General features: G+C 42.5%; 29 protein-coding genes. 20 read left to right on the plus strand and 9 right to left on the minus strand.

Features of this window, described 5'->3' with window-relative positions; all coding sequences use genetic code 11:
- Positions 1–658 precede the first annotated feature (658 nt).
- Positions 659–877: a hypothetical protein gene (locus BHV72_RS15330; protein WP_007765896.1), complete on the minus strand. Its 219-nt coding sequence runs from the start codon at positions 875–877 to the stop codon at positions 659–661.
- A gap of 395 nt (positions 878–1272) precedes the next feature.
- Positions 1273–2070, minus strand: a complete 798-nt coding sequence (locus BHV72_RS15335) for a S24 family peptidase (protein WP_055256001.1) — start codon at positions 2068–2070, stop codon at positions 1273–1275.
- Between the two features lie 85 nt (positions 2071–2155).
- Here BHV72_RS15335 and BHV72_RS15340 point away from each other — a divergent pair, with 85 nt between their 5' ends.
- The 17 genes from BHV72_RS15340 (at position 2156) to BHV72_RS15420 (ending at position 10677) form a co-directional block, all read left to right on the plus strand.
- Positions 2156–2398, plus strand: coding sequence for a hypothetical protein (locus tag BHV72_RS15340; RefSeq protein ID WP_008766298.1), 243 nt, complete (start codon positions 2156–2158; stop codon positions 2396–2398).
- 27 nt (positions 2399–2425) lie between these two features.
- Complete coding sequence (locus tag BHV72_RS15345; RefSeq protein WP_138337142.1) at positions 2426–2740, plus strand: hypothetical protein; 315 nt, start codon at positions 2426–2428, stop codon at positions 2738–2740.
- A gap of 219 nt (positions 2741–2959) precedes the next feature.
- A complete protein-coding gene (locus BHV72_RS15350) occupies positions 2960–3139 on the plus strand; it encodes a hypothetical protein (protein ID WP_004310117.1) in 180 nt (59 codons plus the stop codon).
- A gap of 7 nt (positions 3140–3146) precedes the next feature.
- Entirely contained in the window at positions 3147–3311 is a 165-nt protein-coding gene (locus BHV72_RS15355; RefSeq protein ID WP_008766300.1) for a hypothetical protein, read from the plus strand.
- 19 nt (positions 3312–3330) lie between these two features.
- Entirely contained in the window at positions 3331–5523 is a 2193-nt protein-coding gene (locus tag BHV72_RS15360; RefSeq protein WP_008766301.1) for a hypothetical protein, read from the plus strand.
- Positions 5524–5551: 28 nt separating this feature from the next.
- Positions 5552–6466: an AAA family ATPase gene (locus BHV72_RS15365; protein ID WP_008766302.1), complete on the plus strand. Its 915-nt coding sequence runs from the start codon at positions 5552–5554 to the stop codon at positions 6464–6466.
- Positions 6463–7140, plus strand: a complete 678-nt coding sequence (locus BHV72_RS15370; RefSeq protein WP_008766303.1) for an ATP-binding protein — start codon at positions 6463–6465, stop codon at positions 7138–7140. Before BHV72_RS15365 ends, BHV72_RS15370 begins: the two co-directional genes overlap by 4 nt.
- Entirely contained in the window at positions 7106–7540 is a 435-nt protein-coding gene (locus BHV72_RS15375; RefSeq protein ID WP_032841070.1) for a hypothetical protein, read from the plus strand. Before BHV72_RS15370 ends, BHV72_RS15375 begins: the two co-directional genes overlap by 35 nt.
- On the plus strand, positions 7527–7751 hold the full coding sequence (locus tag BHV72_RS15380; RefSeq protein ID WP_008766305.1) for a hypothetical protein: 225 nt from the start codon (positions 7527–7529) through the stop codon (positions 7749–7751). The genes BHV72_RS15375 and BHV72_RS15380 overlap by 14 nt, the downstream gene beginning before the upstream one ends.
- 23 nt (positions 7752–7774) lie before the next feature.
- The gene (locus BHV72_RS15385; protein WP_008766306.1) at positions 7775–8422 is read left to right on the plus strand and encodes a DUF3164 family protein; all 648 of its coding nucleotides are present in this window, start codon (positions 7775–7777) and stop codon (positions 8420–8422) included.
- Positions 8419–8805 carry a hypothetical protein gene (locus BHV72_RS15390; RefSeq protein ID WP_008766307.1) on the plus strand — a complete coding sequence of 129 codons (387 nt, stop codon included), beginning with the start codon at positions 8419–8421 and terminating at the stop codon, positions 8803–8805. The genes BHV72_RS15385 and BHV72_RS15390 overlap by 4 nt, the downstream gene beginning before the upstream one ends.
- Positions 8802–9065, plus strand: a complete 264-nt coding sequence (locus BHV72_RS15395) for a hypothetical protein (RefSeq protein WP_008766308.1) — start codon at positions 8802–8804, stop codon at positions 9063–9065. Before BHV72_RS15390 ends, BHV72_RS15395 begins: the two co-directional genes overlap by 4 nt.
- Positions 9066–9072: 7 nt before the next feature.
- Entirely contained in the window at positions 9073–9276 is a 204-nt protein-coding gene (locus BHV72_RS15400) for a hypothetical protein (protein WP_004303279.1), read from the plus strand.
- 176 nt (positions 9277–9452) lie between these two features.
- The gene (locus tag BHV72_RS15405) at positions 9453–9902 is read left to right on the plus strand and encodes a hypothetical protein (protein ID WP_008766309.1); all 450 of its coding nucleotides are present in this window, start codon (positions 9453–9455) and stop codon (positions 9900–9902) included.
- A gap of 10 nt (positions 9903–9912) precedes the next feature.
- Positions 9913–10209: a hypothetical protein gene (locus BHV72_RS15410; RefSeq protein WP_032841071.1), complete on the plus strand. Its 297-nt coding sequence runs from the start codon at positions 9913–9915 to the stop codon at positions 10207–10209.
- A 22-nt stretch (positions 10210–10231) separates the two neighbouring features.
- A complete protein-coding gene (locus BHV72_RS15415; RefSeq protein ID WP_008766311.1) occupies positions 10232–10408 on the plus strand; it encodes a hypothetical protein in 177 nt (58 codons plus the stop codon).
- Between the two features lie 20 nt (positions 10409–10428).
- The gene (locus BHV72_RS15420; RefSeq protein WP_008766312.1) at positions 10429–10677 is read left to right on the plus strand and encodes a hypothetical protein; all 249 of its coding nucleotides are present in this window, start codon (positions 10429–10431) and stop codon (positions 10675–10677) included.
- A gap of 241 nt (positions 10678–10918) precedes the next feature.
- On the opposite strand, the gene BHV72_RS15425 is transcribed toward BHV72_RS15420, so the two are convergent.
- Positions 10919–11830: an SPL family radical SAM protein gene (locus BHV72_RS15425; protein WP_171035995.1), complete on the minus strand. Its 912-nt coding sequence runs from the start codon at positions 11828–11830 to the stop codon at positions 10919–10921.
- A 266-nt stretch (positions 11831–12096) separates the two neighbouring features.
- Here BHV72_RS15425 and BHV72_RS15430 point away from each other — a divergent pair, with 266 nt between their 5' ends.
- On the plus strand, positions 12097–12354 hold the full coding sequence (locus BHV72_RS15430; RefSeq protein ID WP_008766315.1) for a hypothetical protein: 258 nt from the start codon (positions 12097–12099) through the stop codon (positions 12352–12354).
- Between the two features lie 8 nt (positions 12355–12362).
- Here BHV72_RS15430 and BHV72_RS15435 read toward each other — a convergent pair whose 3' ends face one another.
- The 6 genes from BHV72_RS15435 to BHV72_RS15460 form a co-directional block, all read right to left on the minus strand.
- The gene (locus BHV72_RS15435; RefSeq protein WP_008766316.1) at positions 12363–12962 is read right to left on the minus strand and encodes a hypothetical protein; all 600 of its coding nucleotides are present in this window, start codon (positions 12960–12962) and stop codon (positions 12363–12365) included.
- An 11-nt stretch (positions 12963–12973) separates the two neighbouring features.
- The gene (locus BHV72_RS15440; RefSeq protein WP_008766317.1) at positions 12974–13552 is read right to left on the minus strand and encodes a phage virion morphogenesis protein; all 579 of its coding nucleotides are present in this window, start codon (positions 13550–13552) and stop codon (positions 12974–12976) included.
- A gap of 83 nt (positions 13553–13635) precedes the next feature.
- Positions 13636–16182: a phage portal protein family protein gene (locus tag BHV72_RS15445; RefSeq protein WP_008766318.1), complete on the minus strand. Its 2547-nt coding sequence runs from the start codon at positions 16180–16182 to the stop codon at positions 13636–13638.
- A gap of 32 nt (positions 16183–16214) precedes the next feature.
- Complete coding sequence (locus BHV72_RS15450; RefSeq protein ID WP_008766319.1) at positions 16215–16637, minus strand: hypothetical protein; 423 nt, start codon at positions 16635–16637, stop codon at positions 16215–16217.
- Positions 16638–16639: 2 nt separating this feature from the next.
- Positions 16640–18178, minus strand: coding sequence for a hypothetical protein (locus BHV72_RS15455; RefSeq protein ID WP_055256005.1), 1539 nt, complete (start codon positions 18176–18178; stop codon positions 16640–16642).
- Positions 18178–18693: a DUF1804 family protein gene (locus tag BHV72_RS15460; RefSeq protein WP_004303263.1), complete on the minus strand. Its 516-nt coding sequence runs from the start codon at positions 18691–18693 to the stop codon at positions 18178–18180. The genes BHV72_RS15455 and BHV72_RS15460 overlap by 1 nt, the downstream gene beginning before the upstream one ends.
- Before the next feature lie 202 nt (positions 18694–18895).
- Here BHV72_RS15460 and BHV72_RS15465 point away from each other — a divergent pair, with 202 nt between their 5' ends.
- The gene (locus tag BHV72_RS15465) at positions 18896–19957 is read left to right on the plus strand and encodes a Clp protease ClpP (RefSeq protein ID WP_008766321.1); all 1062 of its coding nucleotides are present in this window, start codon (positions 18896–18898) and stop codon (positions 19955–19957) included.
- A gap of 26 nt (positions 19958–19983) precedes the next feature.
- On the plus strand, positions 19984–20919 hold the full coding sequence (locus BHV72_RS15470; protein ID WP_004308935.1) for a hypothetical protein: 936 nt from the start codon (positions 19984–19986) through the stop codon (positions 20917–20919).
- Positions 20920–20926 lie beyond the last annotated feature (7 nt).

Below are 20926 nucleotides of genomic sequence, written 5' to 3' on the forward strand. Positions count from 1 at the left end.
GGATATAGGTAAGTCTTTTAGAGAACAAATAAAAGGATAATATTTGAAATTCTAATATTAGTTGTATCTTTGCACTCAGAAATCGTACCCAAGATACAAACTGATGTCGAACGGTGCAAAGCTGTGAAAACCTTATTCAAGGGACTAACATCGTGATAAAGATATAACTTATTGAGAAATAGTGCCATACAAACCGACTTTCGGTTGCTGGTGGCACCACTTTTAGAGAAAGCAAAACGATGTAAGGAGGTGTGTCAAAATGCGCACCTTCTTTTTTTTAAGCACAAAGCCCCAACTTTCACAAGCTGGGGCTTTGTTATTACCTAAAGATTTTGTATCTTTAAATGTGGCATGAATGAAATGTAAGGTGAAGTACGTGAAACCGCCTGTACATCGGTGATTGACGAATGTCACGCAATATATTTGGGAAGAAAACAAAAAGTTCCGTTCCTTCTATTTTGCTTCCGTTGCTTCTATATTCATTCCGGTGGACTGTGCTGTAAATAGGGAAACAATGAGAGACAGATTGAAAAGGCGAAGGAAAGACTGTATGTTGCTTCTGTTTTTAGGCTTAAAACAAAGGCTATACGCTCCATTTAGATGGGTGTATAGCCTTTATTAATTTAGATATAGAAATACATTACAGCGGCTTAAAATGCTATTTTCGTGCGCTTCGAATAAGCACTCCTTGTTGTATGATCGCTTTTTTAGTAGCGAAGGAAACACCATCGGACAACCCTTTGTGACGTAGGGTTTCTTCCGTAATACCTATTTCTTCAGCAGTAAATTCAGAATAGATTGCTGATATAGAACCAAAAAAACGGCTTGTTTTTTTGAAAATGAGATGAACATGTATAACCTTAGTCTCTTTAGCCATGACTTTACTTTTAGATATTTGTAATACTAAAAACTTCTATATAGTTGCTATATGGAAGTTTTTCTAATTGCAAATATACGAAATAAATGAAGAAAATAGGATGTATTTTTGTTTATTTCGTGATAAATACAGACTTATGGAAAAGATATAATTTATTGTTAAAATAGCCTATACCCATGTCAGCACCCTTTAAACACCCATTAGAAAATAGAGACAAAATGTGAATATCACCCATTAAACACCCATTAAAAAAGAAGTGTTTTTATTATTGAGTTTTACCCTATAATACTGGTATATGCATTGAGTTATACCCTATAATACAACTTTTAGGAATACAGATATTTTTGGTAATATGCTAAAAAACAATGATTTATAATAAAATATAATGTTTAATATTAAGTTAACCTTTTCATAAGTAGGGACATTTGACTTTTCAAAGCATCCACATCGTCTTCTAAATGGTTTACTTTATCATAATACGTCGCGTTAATATTAGGCATCTTTGCGCTTAAATACCATTCCACATATAGTATAGTATTAATCTCATCTTCCATCAAATTAAAGTTTGGGTAATTAGCTTTATCAACATTATCAGAGGTACAAACTATAAAACCATGTTCACGGAATCTATTTTTTATGCGTTTCACGTAAGCACGTCCACTTCTGTCGCTTACCACATATACATGATTGTCTTTAATCTCATTCCATTCACTTCGATCCAATAATCTTAAAATGAGATATGAACAGTCTAATAATGTCGGAGACATACTTTCTCCTCGTACTTTAACACAGAAATATTTTCTATTCCTACGTAGCATATTGTAAGGAAGCCTAATAGTCTCCACGACTTCTATAAAATCAGGATTTTCACATCCATAACCTGCAGCTACAGATATATCAACGATAGGGATTGACTCAAATTCCGACTCTATTGGAACGATTTTAGAAATTTTCGTTTGATTGTCATCACGCAACATTGAACCACATCCAGCAAGCAACCAATCCGTAGAGATATCGCTATAATATGAGAGAAATTTCAATAAATTATCTTCAGACATTCCATTTGGTTGACTCAACACGCCATTGGTTATGCCTGTATTTTTATAACATTCATACTTTGTAATCCCTTTAAAATCTAAATATTGCAGAATTCTCTGCTTTAATACTGAAAAATCTCTCATGTTTTCTTTCATAATTGAAATATCTCTATTATATTTGCAGCGTGTTACAGATTAACAGCGCTCAAATGTATGAATAATTACTCTAAAATAAAAAGGTATGAAACAAATAATTGAATTAAGAGACACCGAAAAACGAAAGATGATTGCAGAAACATTTGGAATATCTCTCGCAAATCTTAGTCAAATACTCCGTTTCAAACGGAATGGAAAGAATGCAGAAGCTATTCGTAGAATGGCACAAGAAAATGGTGGAATTAAATATACTGAAGGTAATGAACCATCAAAAGTGAAGGTTTTGGATTCTCACGGAAATGTAACAAGAGTAATAAGCAATAAATAAAAATCTGCAATGCAAAAGAATAAGATTTTGAAACGTATAGATCGCATTATTTTTCAAGCCATTGTCATGGGTGATAACTTAACAGCAGATGATGTGCTACGCCTCGGCAACCATGCCAGATTCAAGAAGAAACTATTCATGGTTGGTGACACGTGCCGGGTTTCAGTGAGAAAGTTGTCCAATTCAGCGAGTATATTCACAGTCGTCAATTACTACTACATCAATAGTCTCTGTTTTACGGATCGTATCCGCCACTATTTGGGCAAATTGAGGACAACAGCATTTCGTAATATGGGCATAAGTGAAGTCTTTGTCGTAATCATAGATGATACGTGCCTTTAGCTTATGAACAGGACATTTTACATCTCGGAGTATACTCTTGCATATTGTTTGGTCTGATGCAAGTTTAGATTCCAAATCATCGAAAAACATCATAACGGTTTATTTAAATTAAATATTTTCCATATTGGCTACAAATGTAGCAAAACTATTCCGGTTCGTGATGAATAGGAATAGCCTTTTTAGAAACATGAATGTAGAACAAGAAAAACGATATAGTATATGAAAACATTTAGAGTGATTCAGAATGTGTTGATAGCGGTCGGGATAATAACTACCGTTTCATTGGTTGACGGGATTGAGGTGTCTGCCTCTAATGTGCAGGCGGCTTTTGTTATTGCCTGTTTCACGATAGTGACCATTCTTGAAAGGGAATTCCGTTCGGAAAAGGACGAAGAGTAAAACAAGTATGCAAGCAAGGAACTTCCCCGTATTTCGGGATAACACAGACTCATGGTTTCAGATTGAATTTGTCATGGTATTATTTAATGGTGTTAGGACAGGTTTTCAATGGGAACAGGTGAAAAGAGGGGAAGCAGCTACAATCCTGGGGCAGTGCCGGGACTTGCGCTAAAGTTAATAGTATAATTATTATGGCTGAGATATTTAATAATCGGATTTGCGTGTTTGCGAATGAATTAATCATCTTCAATCCCAAAACGCAAGTTGGGAGTGAAGATGGGTTCATTCCTGAAGGAACATACTATTCGATGGTGAGGAACGGGCAACTTATCGTACTCCGTCGTGGTATTCCCGGATGTCCTGCCCTAGTAGATTTTGAAACCATGAGAAAGGACGTAAAGAAAGGGTACATTGTACGTAAAGGTGATCCCCGTGCAGAAATTGCCGCTAAAACACAGAAATCCATACTGGAAGATGCGATTGTCTACAGCAATGCCGCCTACGAGTTTTTCAGTGTGAAATACCGCTATGACGGTGACAAGAAGCTTCCCCCCGCGAAGATTGACGAATATACCCTTAATGTGCGCATCATGAACGCGCTCCTCTCCCTTCGCGATGGTCGTAAAGCCAACTCGATAGGCGGTGGTGGTACGCGCATCAACGTTTGGGAAAAGCTCTGTAAGTTGAGCAATGATCTTCTGACACTGAAAGACCCGAACGGGCGTGATATTTTTCCTCATAACCTGCCGAAGAACTGGAAGGCTTTGAAACGTAAATGCGAGCAATATGAAGCGGCACGACGGATCAGTGAGGAAGAAGGCTATCGCAGTGTCATCCATAAATCGTATGGCAACAAATACGCGGCAGTCGTACTGAACGAGGACGCAAAGGCAGTGATGCATAAATTAATCAGTATGCATAACAATCTGAATAATGTTCAAATCATGGAAGAATACAACAAGGTGGCTTCCCTGATGGATTGGAAACCGATCGATAGTCCTACCACCGTTGAGAACTGGAGACAAAAATTTGCTCTCACAACAATGGCGGGAAACAAGGGAGACAAAGCTCTGAAGAACACACGCATGAAACAGATACACCGCGAAGCCCCGACACAAGCACTTACTTACTGGACGCTGGACGGATGGGATGCGGAACTGTTCTACCAGAAAAAGACTCCCAAAACGGTAAAGAAAAACGGTGAGGAAAAGAGATATATGTACACCACTTATACCAACCGGAAAACGATGGTAGTCGTACTTGACGCATGTGAAAAATATCCGGTAGGGTATGCCATTGGCGACCATGAATCACCCGCTCTTATTCGTGAAGCATTACGAAATGCGGTACAACATACCAAAGAGCTATTTGGGGAACGCTATAAGCCTTTACAGCTACAAAGCGACAATTATCAAAAGAAGGTGATGGTTCCCTTCTATGAAGCCATGACCAAGTACTATACACCAGCCGCTTTGGGAAATGCAAAGTCCAAAATTGTAGAACCCTATTTCAAACGGCTGAACGTGGAATACTGCCAAAAACAGGCGAACTGGTCGGGCTTCGGTATCACTGCCGACAAAGATAACCAGCCTAATTTGGAAGTATTAAACCAGAATCACAAGTTCATCCCGGATGAAGCCACCGTTATTGCGCAATTAGAGGCTATAATAGCGCAGGAACGGGCAAAGAAGATAGATGCTTACCGCGCTGCATGGGAACGTACCGAAGAAGCCCGCAAAATGCCTTTCGGGATTGAGGAATATCTGATGCTCATGGGGGAAACCACCGGACGCACAAACAAGATCACAGGTTCGGGACTGTTTATCGAGTTCATGGGTGAACGAATCTGCTTCGACAGCTTCGACCTTTCCCTCCGCGACCATTACAACGAAGACTGGATAGTACGCTTTGACCCGGACGATATGAGTCAGGTGCTTGTATCGAACGCAAAACGCCTGAAGTCCGGTCGTGTTGACAAAGAGATCGGGACATTGCAATACGTACTGCAACGTGATATCAAAGTTCCGATGGCTTTGGCTGATCAGAAACCGGAACATTTTGAATACCGGGCACGTGTCGACAGGTTCAACACTGAAATGGTGGAAACGGTGAAGGAGAAAGTGAAAGAGGTAGACAGGAGAATCACCACCATTTGCCAACGTATCCCCGAAATAGCTGCAGGAACGGTTCTTGACCGCTACCTGATAACCGACAGCTTGGGACAGCACAAGGATGTCCGGTCGAAAATGAGGGATGACGCCACGGACGCGGATTTCATGGAAGTGACCCAACATATCACCCGGCAAAGTGTAGCAATGGCTTCCACCGGAACGGATGATGAAGATTACGATTACAACCCGCTGGACATGAATTTTTCAAGATGATTTAAAAACAATTTAAAAGATATACAACATGGATAATCAAGCATTAAAAACGTACATAGAGAAGTTAATCAATCGCGGATCATCTGCAACGGAGTTGGCGCGTAAATGTGGAATATCGGATACCGCCATGTCCCAATTCAGAAGCGGCAAGTATGGAGCTAACGAAGACTCTATCGCTGAAAAGATCGCTTCCGGTCTTAATTACTACGAAAACGCCTGGAATGTAGTGGAAAGCGTCACCAGTTACCAGCAGGTACGCACCGCGTTCGTGGCAGCCAAACGGAATCACAAATGGATGTGCATATCTTCCCGATCCGGCAGTGGGAAGACTCAATCCCTCATAGACCTTTATAACATGAGTACTGATAATTCAGTCATATATCTGAAATGCCGGAAGTGGACGGCACGTAAATTCCTGACCAAGTTAGCCACATGCATGGGGGAAACGGTAACGCGCTATATGGATAACGATGACCTTATGGACTTGGTTGTTTCACACATAAACCGCATGGCTGGAAAATCCCCTTTGTTAATCCTTGATGATGCCGGAAAACTGGCGCACAGTGCCCTTTGTACGTTGATACCTCTATATGATGATACTTTACACCGTTTGGGGGCTATCGTAGCCGGAACGGAGACGCTGGAACGCAATATAAAGCGTTATGTCGGTCGTGTAGAAGGATACGACGAAATAGACGGCAGATTTTGCCGGAACTACATCGCATTACTGGGAGCCACAAAGAAGGATGTCAAAGCCATTTGCGCGGCAAACGGGATCAATGATACGGAGGAACAGGAAAACATTTGGGGAAAGTTGAATAAAGAGAAAAAAGAGCCTGTGCCGGGAAAATATGTTTGGTTTACCGATGATTTGCGTGAACTGTCCGGCATGATCGAAGACCGTATAATCAAACAACAAATCGAGCGTGGAGAACTGGCATGAAAGTTTGGAGTCAGAAGAACCTAGAAGACATCCGACATGAATATATTGATTTTGACGGTGAATGGTATCTGGCATTCGGTCGTCCGGAAAAATCCGGTTGCTGGATCATTTACGGAAAGTCGGGACAAGGAAAAAGTTCTTTCGCTCTGCAGCTGGCACGCAAATTTGATGAAATGGGGCTCCGGGTTCTTTATTTAACACTTGAAATGGGCGCGTGCGACGACTTCGTGAATTCCGTTCTTAGTGTCGGCATTCATAGTAAAACGAATAATATAATCTATTCGGATGAAGCCACCATCACAGAACTGGACGAATACCTCTCAAAGCAACGCAGCCCGGACGTGATAATGATAGACTCCATACAATACTTCGAGCAGCAAGGGGGAGCGAAAGCCCCCGAAATAATCCGCCTGCGCAAGAAGTATCCGCGAAAGATATTTGTCTTCATCTCGCATGTGGACGGGCGCGAGGTGGAAGGAAAAACAGCCTATGACGTGAAACGTGACAGCTTTAAAAGAATCTACGTGGAACATTTCAAGGCAACATTTATCGGACGTGGCAAAGGAGGTTCACGCGGATATTACATAGTATGGGCGGAAGGGTATCAAAAATATTGGATTGAAAATATTAAAAGCGATAATGATGGAACAGAAGACGAAGAAACCTATCAGTAAGAGCCTTATCAAACGCCTGCATATCATATACAGCGCACAAGGCATTGATGACGAACAAAAGCGGGCTATCCTGCTAGACCTGACAGACGGACGGACAAATACCACAAAAGAGTTGACATACAGCGAGGCAATGTATCTCTGCGGTTATTTGAACGGTGCGAAAAAAGAAAACCAGGATCTAACCATCACCGAACGGGAAATAAGGAGACGCAGATCGGCTGTCCTGAAGAGAGTGCAGCGGATCGGAATCGACACAACGGACTGGGGAGCGGTGAATGCGTTTTGCCTTGATACCCGGATAGCAGGAAAGAAGTTTCGCGAACTGGACGGGGAAGAACTTCTCCTGTTGATACCGAAGCTGGAGTCAATATTAAAAAAGAAAGAAGATGGCGGATATTAGTGCGGAACAACACCGGATAAACCGGATTAATGAATTACTGGATCGGCTTGACAAGATTCCCGGTGAGCTGGATGCCATACACGAAAAATTGTATGCCGGAAATATGAATCGTAACGAGTTTGCGAAGTTGGTAGACCAAAGGTCATCGCTTTATATCGAAGCGGAAAACAAGGAACGGGAACTGAAAGAAGTATATAAAATCAAATTGTAATTAATCATTTAAAAGTTAATAGTATGGATATTAGTAAATTGTCAAAAGAAGAAAAGGCGGAACTGTTGCGTAAACTGAAAGAGGAAGAAAAAACAGAGTCCATTCAGCGGAAGGAAACCTACGAAGCGTTGAGACATCAGTTCATGTTCGATGTGGAAAGTAAACTCATGCCAGTAGTGAATGATGTTCAGGGCTTTTATGATTGGATTGTGGGTGAAAGCAAGGCTTTCCGTAACGTGATGCGTGAATACGGTCAGCTCCGTATGCGTCAGGGTGAAGAAACCGCCACTTTTTCAGTAGTAGACGGGAACTTCAAACTGGAGGTAAAAAGCAACAAGGTGAAAAGTTTTGATGAACGTGCCGATCTCGCTGCCGAAAGGCTGATTGACTACCTGAAGAATTATATAGCCCATTCGGAAAAAGGAGTCGATGATCCGATGTATCAAATGGCGATGACGCTTCTCGAACGTAACCGTCAGGGGGATTTGGACTATAAGTCTATCAGCAAATTATATGAATTGGAGTCACGTTTTGATGAAGAATATGCCTCTATCATGCAACTGTTTAAAGAAAGTAATGTCGTGTATAAAACTGCAACTAATTACTATTTCCATAAGCGTGACGAGAACGGAGTATGGCGTCGTATTGAACCTTCATTCTGTAGATTATGATTATAGCAGTTGACTTTGACGGAACCATTAGCCGGGGGAGATTCCCGGCTATTGACGGGGAGCAACCATACGCTGGTGAATCGCTCCGGAAATTACATGATGAAGGACATAAAATCATTATTTGGACATGCCGTACTGGTGATCAGTTATTGAATGCCATCAACTGGCTGTTGGAACGCAAAATACCATTCGACCGTGTAAATGACCATGATCCTGAAAATGTCGCTAAATATGGGGAAGGCGGGAAAAAGATATATGCCCATTGCTATATCGATGACAAAAACATCGGAGGTTTTCCCGGATGGCTGGCATGTGTGGAGGAGATTGAACGGATGGAAGAAGCCTATAAAACTATTTTAAAAGAGGATAAAACTAAAGTATGAACAAGAAGAAGGAGATAATACGCACTATCAGAAATTTTAAAAGGATTCTGAAAAGTGGGAATGTGAAAACGATATTGGTCGTTAGTGATTGGGATATATATATAAAAACATACACTATTGAGGAAATTGCTGCCCGTTTCTTACGAATAAAAGGTTATAATGTACAAATTACCATATCGGATAATACGGAGCACCCTTCCTACCAGTTTGGTTATATACGATTCTATCGTTATGCCAGAATCAAGTTTAATTCTAATTAGCAAAAAGATGAATGCAAAAGATCAAAGAAAACTGTGCAAAGCCGGCTATACAATCCTGCGTCGCCATGATTACCCCCAGCCGCATATCACTTTTAAAAGCGATATAAATCCGGATAGTTGGAAAAGGTATGGGGACAATTATCCTTCAAAAGCGGAAAGAGACCGGGCAATGAAACGTTTGCTAACAGATGATAAAATAGTAGAAGATTAAATTGGATATGAAAAAAGATAATAGCTTAGAGGATCTACTGATTCTATATTTAGTATCAGTAATAGGTATATTTACCTCCTTATCGGTTTTGGCTTATTGTGGAGTTTTAAAATAAAGGGATAACAGCCGGGAAAGATCGGCTTTTGATAATATTTAATTTAGAAAGGAATAAGAATATGGCAAAGATTTATGTAGCAAGTAGTTGGAGAAATCAACATCAACCACAAGTAGTTAGTTTCCTTCGCGAGCAGGGACATGAGGTTTACGATTTTAGGCATCCTGCTGGAAAAACTGGATTTCAGTGGTCACAGATTGATGAAGATTGGCGGAATTGGAGTACAGACCAATATAGGGCTGCGCTTGAACATCCCATTGCACAGGCTGGTTTCAAATCTGATTTTGATGCAATGCAATGGGCAGATGTTTGTGTTCTTGTATTGCCTTGTGGACGCTCTGCACATTCGGAGGCAGGATGGATGAAAGGAGCAGGAAAAAAAGTAATAGTCTATCAAATTTGGGAAGAAGAGCCGGAATTGATGTATAAGTTGTTCGATGGTGTGTGCTCAATGGGGGTAGGATTACAGATGTTTTTAGCTGAATTTGACAAGGAGAAAAATAACGTATAACAAGATAATAATGAATAAAGATAATATTATTCCACCTATGACGCATCCTTATGGGATGTGTTGGCAACAGCCGCCAACTTACTTGATACTAATTGATGATACTCATGCAGTGATGAGTAGACTTGATTTTGAAATACTCATGGATTATACTTGTTCTCGACCGTCAGCTCTCTATAATGGTAAAATGTGGAAAGCACAATATGAGAATGAAGGTGCGTTGAAATGGTTTCTTTGCTATTGTTTCAATGAGAATGAGAAGACGAATGAGATAGACATTGCATATCGTGAAATTTTGATAATTGACTAATAACAATACGGAAAGGAATAGAATGTTATATATAGCAGAAGTAGTAGCAATAATCGAAGAGGCGAAAGAACGTGGAGAACATTCGCACACATTCATAAATCTGTCTTCGTATGTACGACATATACTAATAAAAGTCGGATATAAAATACGTTTCTCTATAGATGAGAATTGGAATGGCGTATATAAAGTAGAGTGGTAATTTTAAGTAAAACAAAATAGATGAGCTTTATTGCAAGACAAAAGAATGGGCTTTTATGCCGATTCTCAACGGTGATAGATACTGTTAGTGATTATAATATGACAGATGAAGAATATATTGAAATGTGTGCCCAAAAAGCAAGGGAGGAAGCTCAAGAAACATTAAAACATTCTCTTCGTCCGTTTGAAGAGGTAAAAGCATCTTTTGTACCTACCAATATGAGCCGTGATGAGTTCAACAGGATTTTAAAATTAATGGAAAAAGAATAACTATAAACATGAAACGATTTAATACCAAACAAGGTTTGTTCCCCTAAAGATAGATGAAGACTTTAATGTGGGGCATATTCAATCGAAAGACGGAAAAGTAAAAGACTTTAAAACGCGCAAGGCAGTTGAGAAGTATTGCAAAGAAAATCATTGCATTTATTGCGAAGAAAAATACATATTCTACAAATGATTATCCGTTCGAGAAAAGCCGCGCAAGAAAAAATCTTTGCGCGGCTTAATTTTATATTCTCAAATTACAGCAATCATTCGGGCTGTAGTTTACATTCTTCTTCCAGTACTGAAAATGACTATCCACGTCCTCACAAACTGAAATCTTCCTGCATCCTGAAATCTTATTTAGATATTCGATTTTTCGCTCCAACTGCAAATGATTATACCCTGCATGCTTCAGGGTGTATTCGGAATAGTCAATATCAAACCATTGCTTCACCCATGTGTTTACCCGCAAGAACTCCACCAGAATCTTATCACATCTGATACTGTTCAGAACCCTAAAATCAATAAATTGAGGGATAAATGGTGATAACCTGACAGAGACATCAAATCCTTGCTCCTGCAGCTTCTCAATAGCTTTAATCCGTGCAGATGGCGGACACGCCTTTTCAAATGTACGTGAAAGAGTGTCATCCGTAGAAGTCACAGATATTTGTATATGCGCCAGTTTTCTATCCATCAACCGGATATATATGTCATCTGCTACCATTGAGGACTTTGTCACGATAAGGTAATGTACCCCTTGTCGGTTCAGGTTCTGAATTGCTTTATAGGTTTCCCTGTAAACAGCCTCACAAGGTTGGAAACAGTCAGTCATTCCACCCAAACGCACAACTGTTCCCCGCTCTAATTTGCAGATCTTCCTCCCCACTTTGTCCGTCCGGGAAACAGATGGATTATCAGGATGCCATAGTCCCCTGAAATTAAGGAGTGACTTTGCATAACAATAAGAACAGTCGTGAAAGCATCCACAGCCGTAGAGGTCTAAACGTGTCGGGTAATTGCATTTATTTCCTTCATTTCCGGAGACGGTCTTATAAAAGGACTTAAACTCTGGTGCTTTTGTGAACGTAGTCACCCATTGTGGTGCATTTACTGTATATCCGGTAGTCATACCCGCAATTTCTTCTTTCAACATGCTCATACTCTTTTAAAATGAATGTTTATAATAATAATACAAATTTGATTATCTTTGCAATGCCAATCACATAAAACAAAAATGCGAGTAGACGCAGCAAGGGTTTTTGCCCCCGGCTGTGCGTCTGCTCGCATTTTGTTAGTATGTGATTGGCGTCTTTACTAACAGGCTGGGGGCTTTTTTATAGCCTTTCCCCCACAGGCTTATATTCAATTTTGACAAATCACTGAAAATCCGTATATTTGCGCTTATAATAGTGCTTTCTTATGCGGAATCCTGAAATGACCAAAATACGTGACCGGAAGATGGTAGAAACGTTCTATCTTCTCTATGATAAAAAGCGCATCCGTTTGGAGGATGTTCTTTTGCGTATGAGTCATGACCTGTTCTTTCTTGATCAGAACTACATCTACAAACGGATTTTTTATATATCGGAGAATTTATCATATTACGAACAATTAAAAGAGGGCAAAAAGCCCGATTCAAAAAAGAACGATACAAATCAACTTAGTCTTGGTTTTTAACCGTTGCATCATAGATGATACAGCGGTTCTTCGTCTTCCGTTTTCTCCGGTAAGTCCCCATTGCTAATTTTCATTTCACGGTCTTTCATGTCGGCATGGCTTGCAAGTTCCATTGTGGTGTAATCCATGATTTCACATTCAAAGCTGATCCGGTACAGGTTTCCCGCACCCCCCGACTCTTCCCGTCCGACATGGGTACGTCGGAGCGTGCCGAAGTTCTTTCCCGATTTTCCGTGTAACATCATCCCCAGCAATGTCAACAGGTCAAGAAAGGACAACGCCTCTTCCTGCATAGCCGCACCTTCGTAGGTATCGGAAAAAGTTTCGTAAAACAGCCGGAAATCAATCTGCGTGTGAAGCCGCTGAACGAGTAACCCTTCATCCTCAATACCCAGCGTATTAAATTCAATGAATACAGCCGGGGACGAAAAGGGATGTTCTTCATCGAGAAAACTAACCTGTTCATGCCACATGTCTATATGTTCAATCCCCGGTGTATTTTCCATCCGTTCCCTTAGCTCGGAATACTCATCCGGGATAGATGCGAGGAACTCATCTTTGCTCCGTATTATTTCAACCAGTTCTTTGTAGCAGTCTGTCCAAATCATAACTATATAGATTAAATATTCGAGAATCGTTTGTCAATCTCCGATGCGATCCATGTATCGAGTTGCTTCATAAACGTAGCGGACTCACCCATATACTGACGTTTGGGGATTCTTATCCTGCTGCCTACTTTTTTAAGTGCCATACTTTTGTAAAAAGAAGCCATTGTAGACAGCCGCTCATTGGCTTTATTTTGCCGTAATTCGCCATTTTTCCTCTTTTGCATTGATCCGGTCGACTTCATGTACAAATACCAAAAATAACGTTTCATTCGCTCCGTTACGACAATGTACCCGCCTTCATTGTGGATCTTGGCATAAGCCAGCGGATCGGTCTGATAAATGATACGGTCTATTCCACGGCTGACCGCATGTATGCTGTCACGGAGCTTCCCGCTTTGTATCAATACGCCACGATCCGAACCGATTGCGAGTGACCTTTTAGCCCACGGTGTCAGTGATGTATCAAGAAACCCCTGCCTGCGAAAATTCTGCTTGAAGAAGTTCACACCCGCAACTTTCGCGTAGCGGTGCGCATCTTCTACCAGTGTGGATAATTCTTTAAAAAAATCAGGTAATTCAGTTCTTTCCATTTGCATTTCAAAATAAAATTGTATATTTGCAATGTTCGCGGCTGTAACAGGTCAAGAGCTCCCTTCAGGAGTGGTAGTTTCGGCTACTGCTCCTGAAGTTCTTTAAGAAGGTCGGTTGCTTTTCCGTCCACCACGTCTTGCCATGACACTTTCACGGCTTTTCTCTTATAAATGAACACCATCCGCTGCCCGGCATACTTTTCGCCATACAGTTTGTATATGCCGTTCAGTTTGTTTTTCAGCATTTCCGGTTCGACAGTGTCAAAAGCGCTCAAATTGAATACAGTATATTCGCACTGCTGTTTTTTCGAACTGTCAAGCCCGTGTTTTATACCGCCCAGCCCCTGAATATTTTTCAGGTCTGCCAGCTTTTCGTCAATCAAATATTCCGGGTTCTTTACCCCGTCCTCGTTGATGTGCGGGCGGATTTTTACTTTCATCTTCAGTTCCTTTGAAATTACCCGTGCGCTTTCCACATTCTTTGCCAAGTCTTTCGGATCAGCAAAGTCGCTGATCATCACTTTCGATTCCGGATCACGATGATAAGGGGCGTATATTTTATTCCGCTCCGTCTCTTTCCTGATTTTTATCAGGTCATTGTCCGGCATTGAAAAATAAGGATGTGCAACCGTGAATATCTCACCGGATTGACCTACGTTATTCGCAAAAGCATCCGGTATCGTCACAATAGGCGTAGCAGGTGTTTCCGGTTCGTCCGTTTGTTCGACATAACACCTGCACCGATATCCGTTGGGCGGGTAGTTCTGCAGCCAAAACGGATCGTTAATAGGTTTTACGACACCATCCAGTATCCTATGTGATTCTCTTACCCGTTCATCCCCGGCAGTCACATACTTCAGGTTAGGCATTATATCCGCATTCTCCTTGAATTCCTGCCATTCACTGGCGCGTCTGCCGCTTGTTTCTGCCGTTTCAAATTCCGTGCGAAGGTAATTTTCATTATAGTCTTTATGAATTGCCATTACTTTTTCCCGGAAGTCCTCATAAGAAAGTTTTTTCCCCTTATCATCATAAAGGGCATCATTCATCTCCTTAATTTCCTGATACGTCTTCGCTCCGGAGAACTTGAACAAGTTGTCACGTATCCGTTGAGGTTCTTCCGCCTGTTCCGGATCATTATAGTCGTCTTCTCCCCATCCTTCAGCCGCCTTCTTATTCAGTTCCTCGTATGTCTTTCTGAATAATTCCCCGTCAATATTCCCTGTCTTAACTTTACGTTCGTAAACCTGTTTCATCACTCTTCCGATGATACTGCTGAAATCATACTCCCCGGCTTCCATGACAGGCGACGTTACCGTTTCATCGTCCGGTTCGGTCTTTTTTTTTTGAGGGTCTGTTTGGGGCTGATTCGGCAATGTTCCTCCCTGCTGCTCACCACCGGGATTTTTCTTTTGACCAATGATCGGCAAACCTGTTTTTTTAGCAACTTCTTCATGGTCAAACTCAAAGGTATAAGCCAGCTTGTTGATTGCTTCGATGTATTCCGTGATAGACAAACTTTCCGTGTCGTCCCACTTCAGTTTCAGCCTTTCAAGCGGTTTGTATACCGGGCTGATCTTTACCAGTTTGGGAATGATAATGTAATTGAAATAAAACTGGAACAACATTTTATCATATTCGTGCCGCGATTTTTCAACACGTTCATGTACTTCTGCCGTACCTTCCCACGCACCGTTTTCAGTTGTTCCCGTCTGACCCAGCAAACGTTTACTGATCTGGTTGTCACATCGTTCCTCTAACGGTAAAAAAGCATTGGTTGTATTTCCCCCGGCTTCTTTCCCATACTCGACCGTTTCGTTTCCTTGCAGCACAGCAAAGAAATTATTCCTGAAGTCCGTCATCATTTCGAATAATTCGTCCATCCGCTTTTTATCCATTCTGTCTGAAGTAACAAAGACGGGCGGAACACCATATTTTTCGATATAATTCATCCATGCCCCCAATCCTAATTTCTTGGCAAGAATGATGACCGCCAGTTCGTTGAGCATCCCCAGCGACCACGGATTCCCGAATTGTACATAGTACGGTTCAAGCGCACCGTCTTTGTACGACCATCCAGTCTGGTCTGATTCCTCCCTGATGATGATTTGTTGTTGTGGAATGTAATTTGACATGGGAATTTCTTCGACATGGCTAATTTCCAAATTATCATCAAGGTGGGAAAGATCGGCAAGCGATACCCCCTGTAACTGATGCAGAAAACAGATTCTGATAAGCTGGTGAAACCATGGACGATCCAGTAATTTTTTTGCTTCCTCATCTTCATTGTCATTATCATCCACAAGGTTATATTTTGCCTGTTGCACAGGTAAGACGCGATTGTCAATGGTCGTCTGCAAATGTTCATCGTTATATAACGACTGAAAAAAGCGGTATAATAAACCACGCCTGGGATCATCCGGATCGGTAGCTGCGGTCACTGACATGATCCAGTCGTCAATGGTCTTTTCCCGATAAACAACAGCCTGCCTTTTATACATTGTTCCTGACGTTGGCAACCCACTGCTGTCCATTCGATAATAATACTCATTGAGTATATTCTTCAGGCTCATCCGACGAATAGCCTTCTGTTGAAACCAGTTGAATATTTCTCTTAACTTCTTGTACATAACATACCTTTTAAAAGCGGTTTAAAAACTATTTAAAGAAACCATCCACCATTGCGCGTGTGCCCGTATAATATGGGATATTGCACGTTCCCGTCTTCATCCGTTACCGGGGGAATATCCTGTGGCAAAGTCATGATCCCGTCGCGCAGTTTGACAAGTATGCCGTCCGCCCAATCGTTCAAGCCCGACAAGGAATCCGGAACTTTACGGGTTGCATTCCGGCTGACAGCACGACAGGCTGTGATACATGCGACCACACGTACCAACAACCCTGTCCGGATCGGAGGATCACCAAATATTTTCCCCACGTCGTAACGACCACCGATATAGGCGCACACTTCACTTATGACAAGGTCTTCAATCCCTGCCAGTATCTCTTCTTCTTTCTCTATACTTTCGATCAGCAACCGATTCTGTATGATGGTTGTCAAATCATCCATGTTGATGTACTTCATAGTTACCAAGTGTATTTACGTTTATATCTTCCCGCTTTCCACGGTCGTGACGCGGGTTCATCCTCTGATTGTGGGGGATCAGTGTATATTTCAAGTTTCTTCACCGCCTGTTCATCGGCATCCGGACTGTCGTCATGTTCTGTCATACCCGGTTCAACCGCATACAATTGCTTTAAGCCGACAGCTATGTCAGGGTTTGACTTTAGCAGTTCATTGACATACATACGACCGTTCTGATAATACGGGTGCATGGAAAGCATACGAAGCAACTTGGTCATCGTTTTGGGAGTTTGTATTGGAACCAAATTAAGCTCCACCCCCGTTTCCGCTTCAGCTTCCTCAATGTTCCGTTTAACTTCATCATTCCAGAATTGACTCTCATATTGCCAAAAACAGATAATGCCCTTTGCCCTGAATTCAGCCTGCTTCATGCACATCCATTGTACGCAGAGTTTCATCTTTGACTGCTTTACGAATCCGTCTATCAGCCAAAAATCATTTTTATGGCGTCCCCAAATCTTACATGCGTTAAAGTCACTTGTATCTGTCCCGGCATACGCAATGTCCCAATGTGCCACGATCGCATTCATCGTGTGAAGGTCAGGGAGCTTTCCCCACTTCACCATTTCGGGCTTGAATATTTTACCCTTGACAAGCGGTACGTGGTTATATTCCGCATGTGCCGCGAGAATGCCCATGTCTTTTTCCTGCTGACGATAGAACTGGGCGGAATACATCGATTTCCACGCTGGTTCATACGTTACCGGATCATAAGCCTTCACCAGATGCCAGTCCCAGTCGGGATGCCGTTGTTTGAGAATCGTCTGTACCATCCGGGATGCAAAACGGTTGTTAGCACCTATCAGACGTCTGCGCTTTCCCGTCATGGTTGCCAGCACGTCCGCTTCGATCCAGTCCGCATAATCATCCTGCATCCGGTTGTTTTTGATGGTCTGCGGTGTCTCCAAGTCGTCAATTATCCACAGGTCAGGACGATGTGCGCCTTTACGAAGCCCGCGAACCTTCTGCTTCGCACCGAACGCCTTGCAAATAAAGCCGTTCATCGTTACGAAGTTTCCCTTTTCCCAATATCCCGGATTATACTGCTCGCCAAAGTCGTGTTTCAAAAGTTCGTTTGCCTCGAATTCCGCACGTAAATCTTCCAGCAGGTCACAAGCGCGGTCAAATGTGTCGGAAACGATACACATATAATGCGTCTCACCGTTAATCCATAACCATAGGGGAATGATCACATCGTTCCATACCGATTTTGCAAGTCCGCGTCCCCATTCGGCATATCCTTTATAAATTGGATCGTTCATCACCCTATTGGCATGAGCGATCTGAAAGTCCGCACAGTCTGCGGTCGCATAATGGGGAAGATAGGTTTCGACAAGATACTTGACATCCCGCTTCGCACGCTGTATGCGGTTCATCCGAACTGTCAGCGATTCGTCCGGATCAATCAGGTTGCCCGTGCACCGCGCACGTTTTAACTTCTCCTGATACTCCTTGAGGGCTTTGCTATCTTCGACTTTCATTATCCCAACATTTTTGCGGCTTCATAAAGGTGGTTCTCCTGAAAGTCCAGTGTTTTAAAATAAAGGTCTGCATCGTACACCTTCATCGCATCGAATATCCGGCTCATGACATCAATGTAAATAGCGAGCGTAATCCGGTTCTTTTTGTCCACCTCTTTGAGCTGGTTTCCCCATTGCGCCACACTGTTGTCAAGCGTAGCCGCCTGTTTCCGTAGTTCGAGCACCTTGTCGCTGTCACCTTCCGCAATGGCTTCGTCAATCATGCGCAGCAGCTCCAGTTTTTGGTCTGCAAGAATGTTGATAATCTGTTTCAGGTTGTCACCCTGCTTTTGCGATGAAATAACAGATGCCTGACGCTCTTTTTTCCAAAGTGCGTCATTCTCATTAATCCAGCTTGAAACAGACCTTTCCGACACGTTTATTCGTGTGGAAATCTCCTTGCACGTCATTCCTTCACGTACATAAAGGTCGTGCGCTTCCTTCTTCAATTTACGGTAGTATTCTTTGCTTGGCATATCGCTTCCTTTCGTTTACGCAGCAAAGGTCATATTTCATCATCACCTGTGGAAAACGGCTTTTCATGTTGGAACGTATTCTTTCCAAGTTGGAAAAAATACGTCCTTGTTAACACTGTTTTTTTTCCAAGATGAAAACGCTTTTTCCGTACCCGCCTTTCCTTTTCCAATTTTGCAGTATGAAATTTTAAATATCGCGAAAATGAATCTGACTGCAACAGCGGAAAACGGACGTGCCCGGATTGAACTCAAAGGCACAATATCAAAATGGAGGGAGACGGAAGCGGAATTCACTTCCAAAATTGAGCAACTGATAAGATCAGGAATCAAGGATGTGCATATCTATATCAACTCTCCCGGTGGCGAATGCTTCGAAGCCAACGAGATCGTGAACGTGATCAAGAAGTTTCCCGGCAAAATTACGGGTGAAGGCGGTGCGCTGGTAGCCAGTGCGGCAACCTACATCGCTATCAATTGCACATCGTTCTCCATGCCTGCCAACGGACTTTTCATGATCCATCAGGTCAGCGGAGGGGCATGCGGGAGAGTCGCTGATATTGAATCGGCTTTGGAGGTCATGCGCAAACTGAATGAGCACTATCTGAATGCCTTCCTGTCAAAGTGCACGGACAAGAAGAAAATCCGGGACGCCTGGGAGAAGGGCGACTACTGGATGAGCGCGCAGGAAGCGAAGGAAAACGGCTTTGTGACGGAAGTTACAGGCAAGGCAAAAGTCGATAAGGCTATGGCACAAATGATTACCAACTGCGGTTACACAGGTGAAATTGAGATTACTGACTCTATTAATAACGAAAAATCAAAAAATGACATGGATTTAACAATGTTGACTACCCGCTTCGGAATGGACGCAAGTACCACGGAAGCACAATTCATCGCACAGGTAGACGTGTGGAAGCGTAAGGCAGACCGCGTCGACATGCTCGAAAGACAGGAGGAGGCACGCAAGGAACAGGAAATCGAAAACATCCTGAACAGTGCGATCAAGGAAAAAAGAATCACAGCCGACGTTCGTGACGACTGGAAGGCGAACCTGACCAGCAATTTCGATACCGCAAAGAAGCTGCTCGACGCTATCAAGCCTGTGGAAATGCCGGAAGTTCATGCTCCCAGTCTGACGGATACCACAAACAAAAAGTTCGAAGACCTTCAAAACGATCCGGAGGCTTTGAAAAATATCATGGAGAAGAATCCGGCTGAATACGAACGTCTTTTGAATGACTACATAAAGCGTAACGGAAAATAAAATACTAACCATTTAAAAAAAAGAATATGGCACAACCAGTAGACGGTCTTTATTTGAACAAGTACGTCGATCCCCAACTGTTGATCGAACGTCGCAATTACAGGGCGGACTTCATGCAGGTCTTAGGCTCTGTTCCTGCCGGAGCTTTGGCTGCGGACGGTGTACGCAGAAACAAACTGATTAACAATGTCGGTTTTCGCGTAAACAACACGGAAGATTTCGAGCCGAAGCAAATGACCGGAAAGAATTATATCGTACCGTGGGAAATCTACGATACGGAACCCAGTTCCTGTACGGATGACGAAATCCGTTATCTCGCTTTTGACAAGCGCGCTGCTATCCGTGTGAAGCACAATGAAGCCTTTCAGGTCGGTATCCGCAACCATGTGCTGCACAAACTGGCTCCGGAGGATGATTCAAACGAAGAAATGCCTGTTATCCGGACAACGGGTGAGAAAGATATTAATGGTCGTTTGAGACTGTCTTATAAGGATCTGGTCGATTTTGCAACGCTCGCAAAGACGTGGAACCTTCCCGTTACCGATGCCCTGTACATGGTGCTTTCCCCCCTGCACATGGGTGACTTGTTGCTGGATAAGGATGCGTCCAAGTACTTCTATGACCGTACTTTCTACCTTGATCCGGCAACCGGAAAACCGAAAGGCTTCATGGGTATCAAGTTCTTTGAGAATAACGACTGCCCGTTCTATAATGCGGAAACAGCCAAGAAGGTGGCGGAAGGCACAAAACCGTCTGCCGAAACGGACTTTCAGGCAAGCACGTTCTTCTATGCTCCGAATACGTATTACCACATCGAATCCGTGAAATCCCTGTATCGTCCGGAAACGACCGATACACGCAGCAAGAGTCCTACATCCGAATATCGTACCCAAACCTACGGTATTGTAGACCGTATTGAAGATTTCGGTGTTGGTGCAATTTTATCAGGTAAATCCGTATAACGAATTA

Source organism: Bacteroides sp. 43_46 (genome assembly GCF_001915455.1).
In the GTDB taxonomy this organism is placed as follows: domain Bacteria; phylum Bacteroidota; class Bacteroidia; order Bacteroidales; family Bacteroidaceae; genus Bacteroides; species Bacteroides caccae.

Coding starts and splice junctions, on each gene's coding strand:
- BHV72_RS15375 (WP_032841070.1), top strand. CDS start 7,106: ATGATGGAACAGAAGACGAAGAAACCTATCAGTAAGAGCCTTATCAAA.
- BHV72_RS15425 (WP_171035995.1), bottom strand. CDS start 11,830: ATGTTGAAAGAAGAAATTGCGGGTATGACTACCGGATATACAGTAAAT.
- BHV72_RS15390 (WP_008766307.1), top strand. CDS start 8,419: ATGATTATAGCAGTTGACTTTGACGGAACCATTAGCCGGGGGAGATTC.
- BHV72_RS15380 (WP_008766305.1), top strand. CDS start 7,527: ATGGCGGATATTAGTGCGGAACAACACCGGATAAACCGGATTAATGAA.
- BHV72_RS15415 (WP_008766311.1), top strand. CDS start 10,232: ATGTTATATATAGCAGAAGTAGTAGCAATAATCGAAGAGGCGAAAGAA.
- BHV72_RS15400 (WP_004303279.1), top strand. CDS start 9,073: ATGAATGCAAAAGATCAAAGAAAACTGTGCAAAGCCGGCTATACAATC.
- BHV72_RS15335 (WP_055256001.1), bottom strand. CDS start 2,070: ATGAAAGAAAACATGAGAGATTTTTCAGTATTAAAGCAGAGAATTCTG.
- BHV72_RS15420 (WP_008766312.1), top strand. CDS start 10,429: ATGAGCTTTATTGCAAGACAAAAGAATGGGCTTTTATGCCGATTCTCA.
- BHV72_RS15365 (WP_008766302.1), top strand. CDS start 5,552: ATGGATAATCAAGCATTAAAAACGTACATAGAGAAGTTAATCAATCGC.
- BHV72_RS15435 (WP_008766316.1), bottom strand. CDS start 12,962: ATGATTTGGACAGACTGCTACAAAGAACTGGTTGAAATAATACGGAGC.
- BHV72_RS15355 (WP_008766300.1), top strand. CDS start 3,147: ATGCAAGCAAGGAACTTCCCCGTATTTCGGGATAACACAGACTCATGG.
- BHV72_RS15470 (WP_004308935.1), top strand. CDS start 19,984: ATGGCACAACCAGTAGACGGTCTTTATTTGAACAAGTACGTCGATCCC.
- BHV72_RS15410 (WP_032841071.1), top strand. CDS start 9,913: ATGAATAAAGATAATATTATTCCACCTATGACGCATCCTTATGGGATG.
- BHV72_RS15440 (WP_008766317.1), bottom strand. CDS start 13,552: ATGGAAAGAACTGAATTACCTGATTTTTTTAAAGAATTATCCACACTG.
- BHV72_RS15455 (WP_055256005.1), bottom strand. CDS start 18,178: ATGAAAGTCGAAGATAGCAAAGCCCTCAAGGAGTATCAGGAGAAGTTA.
- BHV72_RS15350 (WP_004310117.1), top strand. CDS start 2,960: ATGAAAACATTTAGAGTGATTCAGAATGTGTTGATAGCGGTCGGGATA.
- BHV72_RS15385 (WP_008766306.1), top strand. CDS start 7,775: ATGGATATTAGTAAATTGTCAAAAGAAGAAAAGGCGGAACTGTTGCGT.
- BHV72_RS15450 (WP_008766319.1), bottom strand. CDS start 16,637: ATGAAGTACATCAACATGGATGATTTGACAACCATCATACAGAATCGG.
- BHV72_RS15340 (WP_008766298.1), top strand. CDS start 2,156: ATGAAACAAATAATTGAATTAAGAGACACCGAAAAACGAAAGATGATT.
- BHV72_RS15445 (WP_008766318.1), bottom strand. CDS start 16,182: ATGTACAAGAAGTTAAGAGAAATATTCAACTGGTTTCAACAGAAGGCT.
- BHV72_RS15360 (WP_008766301.1), top strand. CDS start 3,331: ATGGCTGAGATATTTAATAATCGGATTTGCGTGTTTGCGAATGAATTA.
- BHV72_RS15330 (WP_007765896.1), bottom strand. CDS start 877: ATGGCTAAAGAGACTAAGGTTATACATGTTCATCTCATTTTCAAAAAA.
- BHV72_RS15370 (WP_008766303.1), top strand. CDS start 6,463: ATGAAAGTTTGGAGTCAGAAGAACCTAGAAGACATCCGACATGAATAT.
- BHV72_RS15395 (WP_008766308.1), top strand. CDS start 8,802: ATGAACAAGAAGAAGGAGATAATACGCACTATCAGAAATTTTAAAAGG.
- BHV72_RS15460 (WP_004303263.1), bottom strand. CDS start 18,693: ATGCCAAGCAAAGAATACTACCGTAAATTGAAGAAGGAAGCGCACGAC.
- BHV72_RS15405 (WP_008766309.1), top strand. CDS start 9,453: ATGGCAAAGATTTATGTAGCAAGTAGTTGGAGAAATCAACATCAACCA.
- BHV72_RS15430 (WP_008766315.1), top strand. CDS start 12,097: ATGCGGAATCCTGAAATGACCAAAATACGTGACCGGAAGATGGTAGAA.
- BHV72_RS15465 (WP_008766321.1), top strand. CDS start 18,896: ATGAATCTGACTGCAACAGCGGAAAACGGACGTGCCCGGATTGAACTC.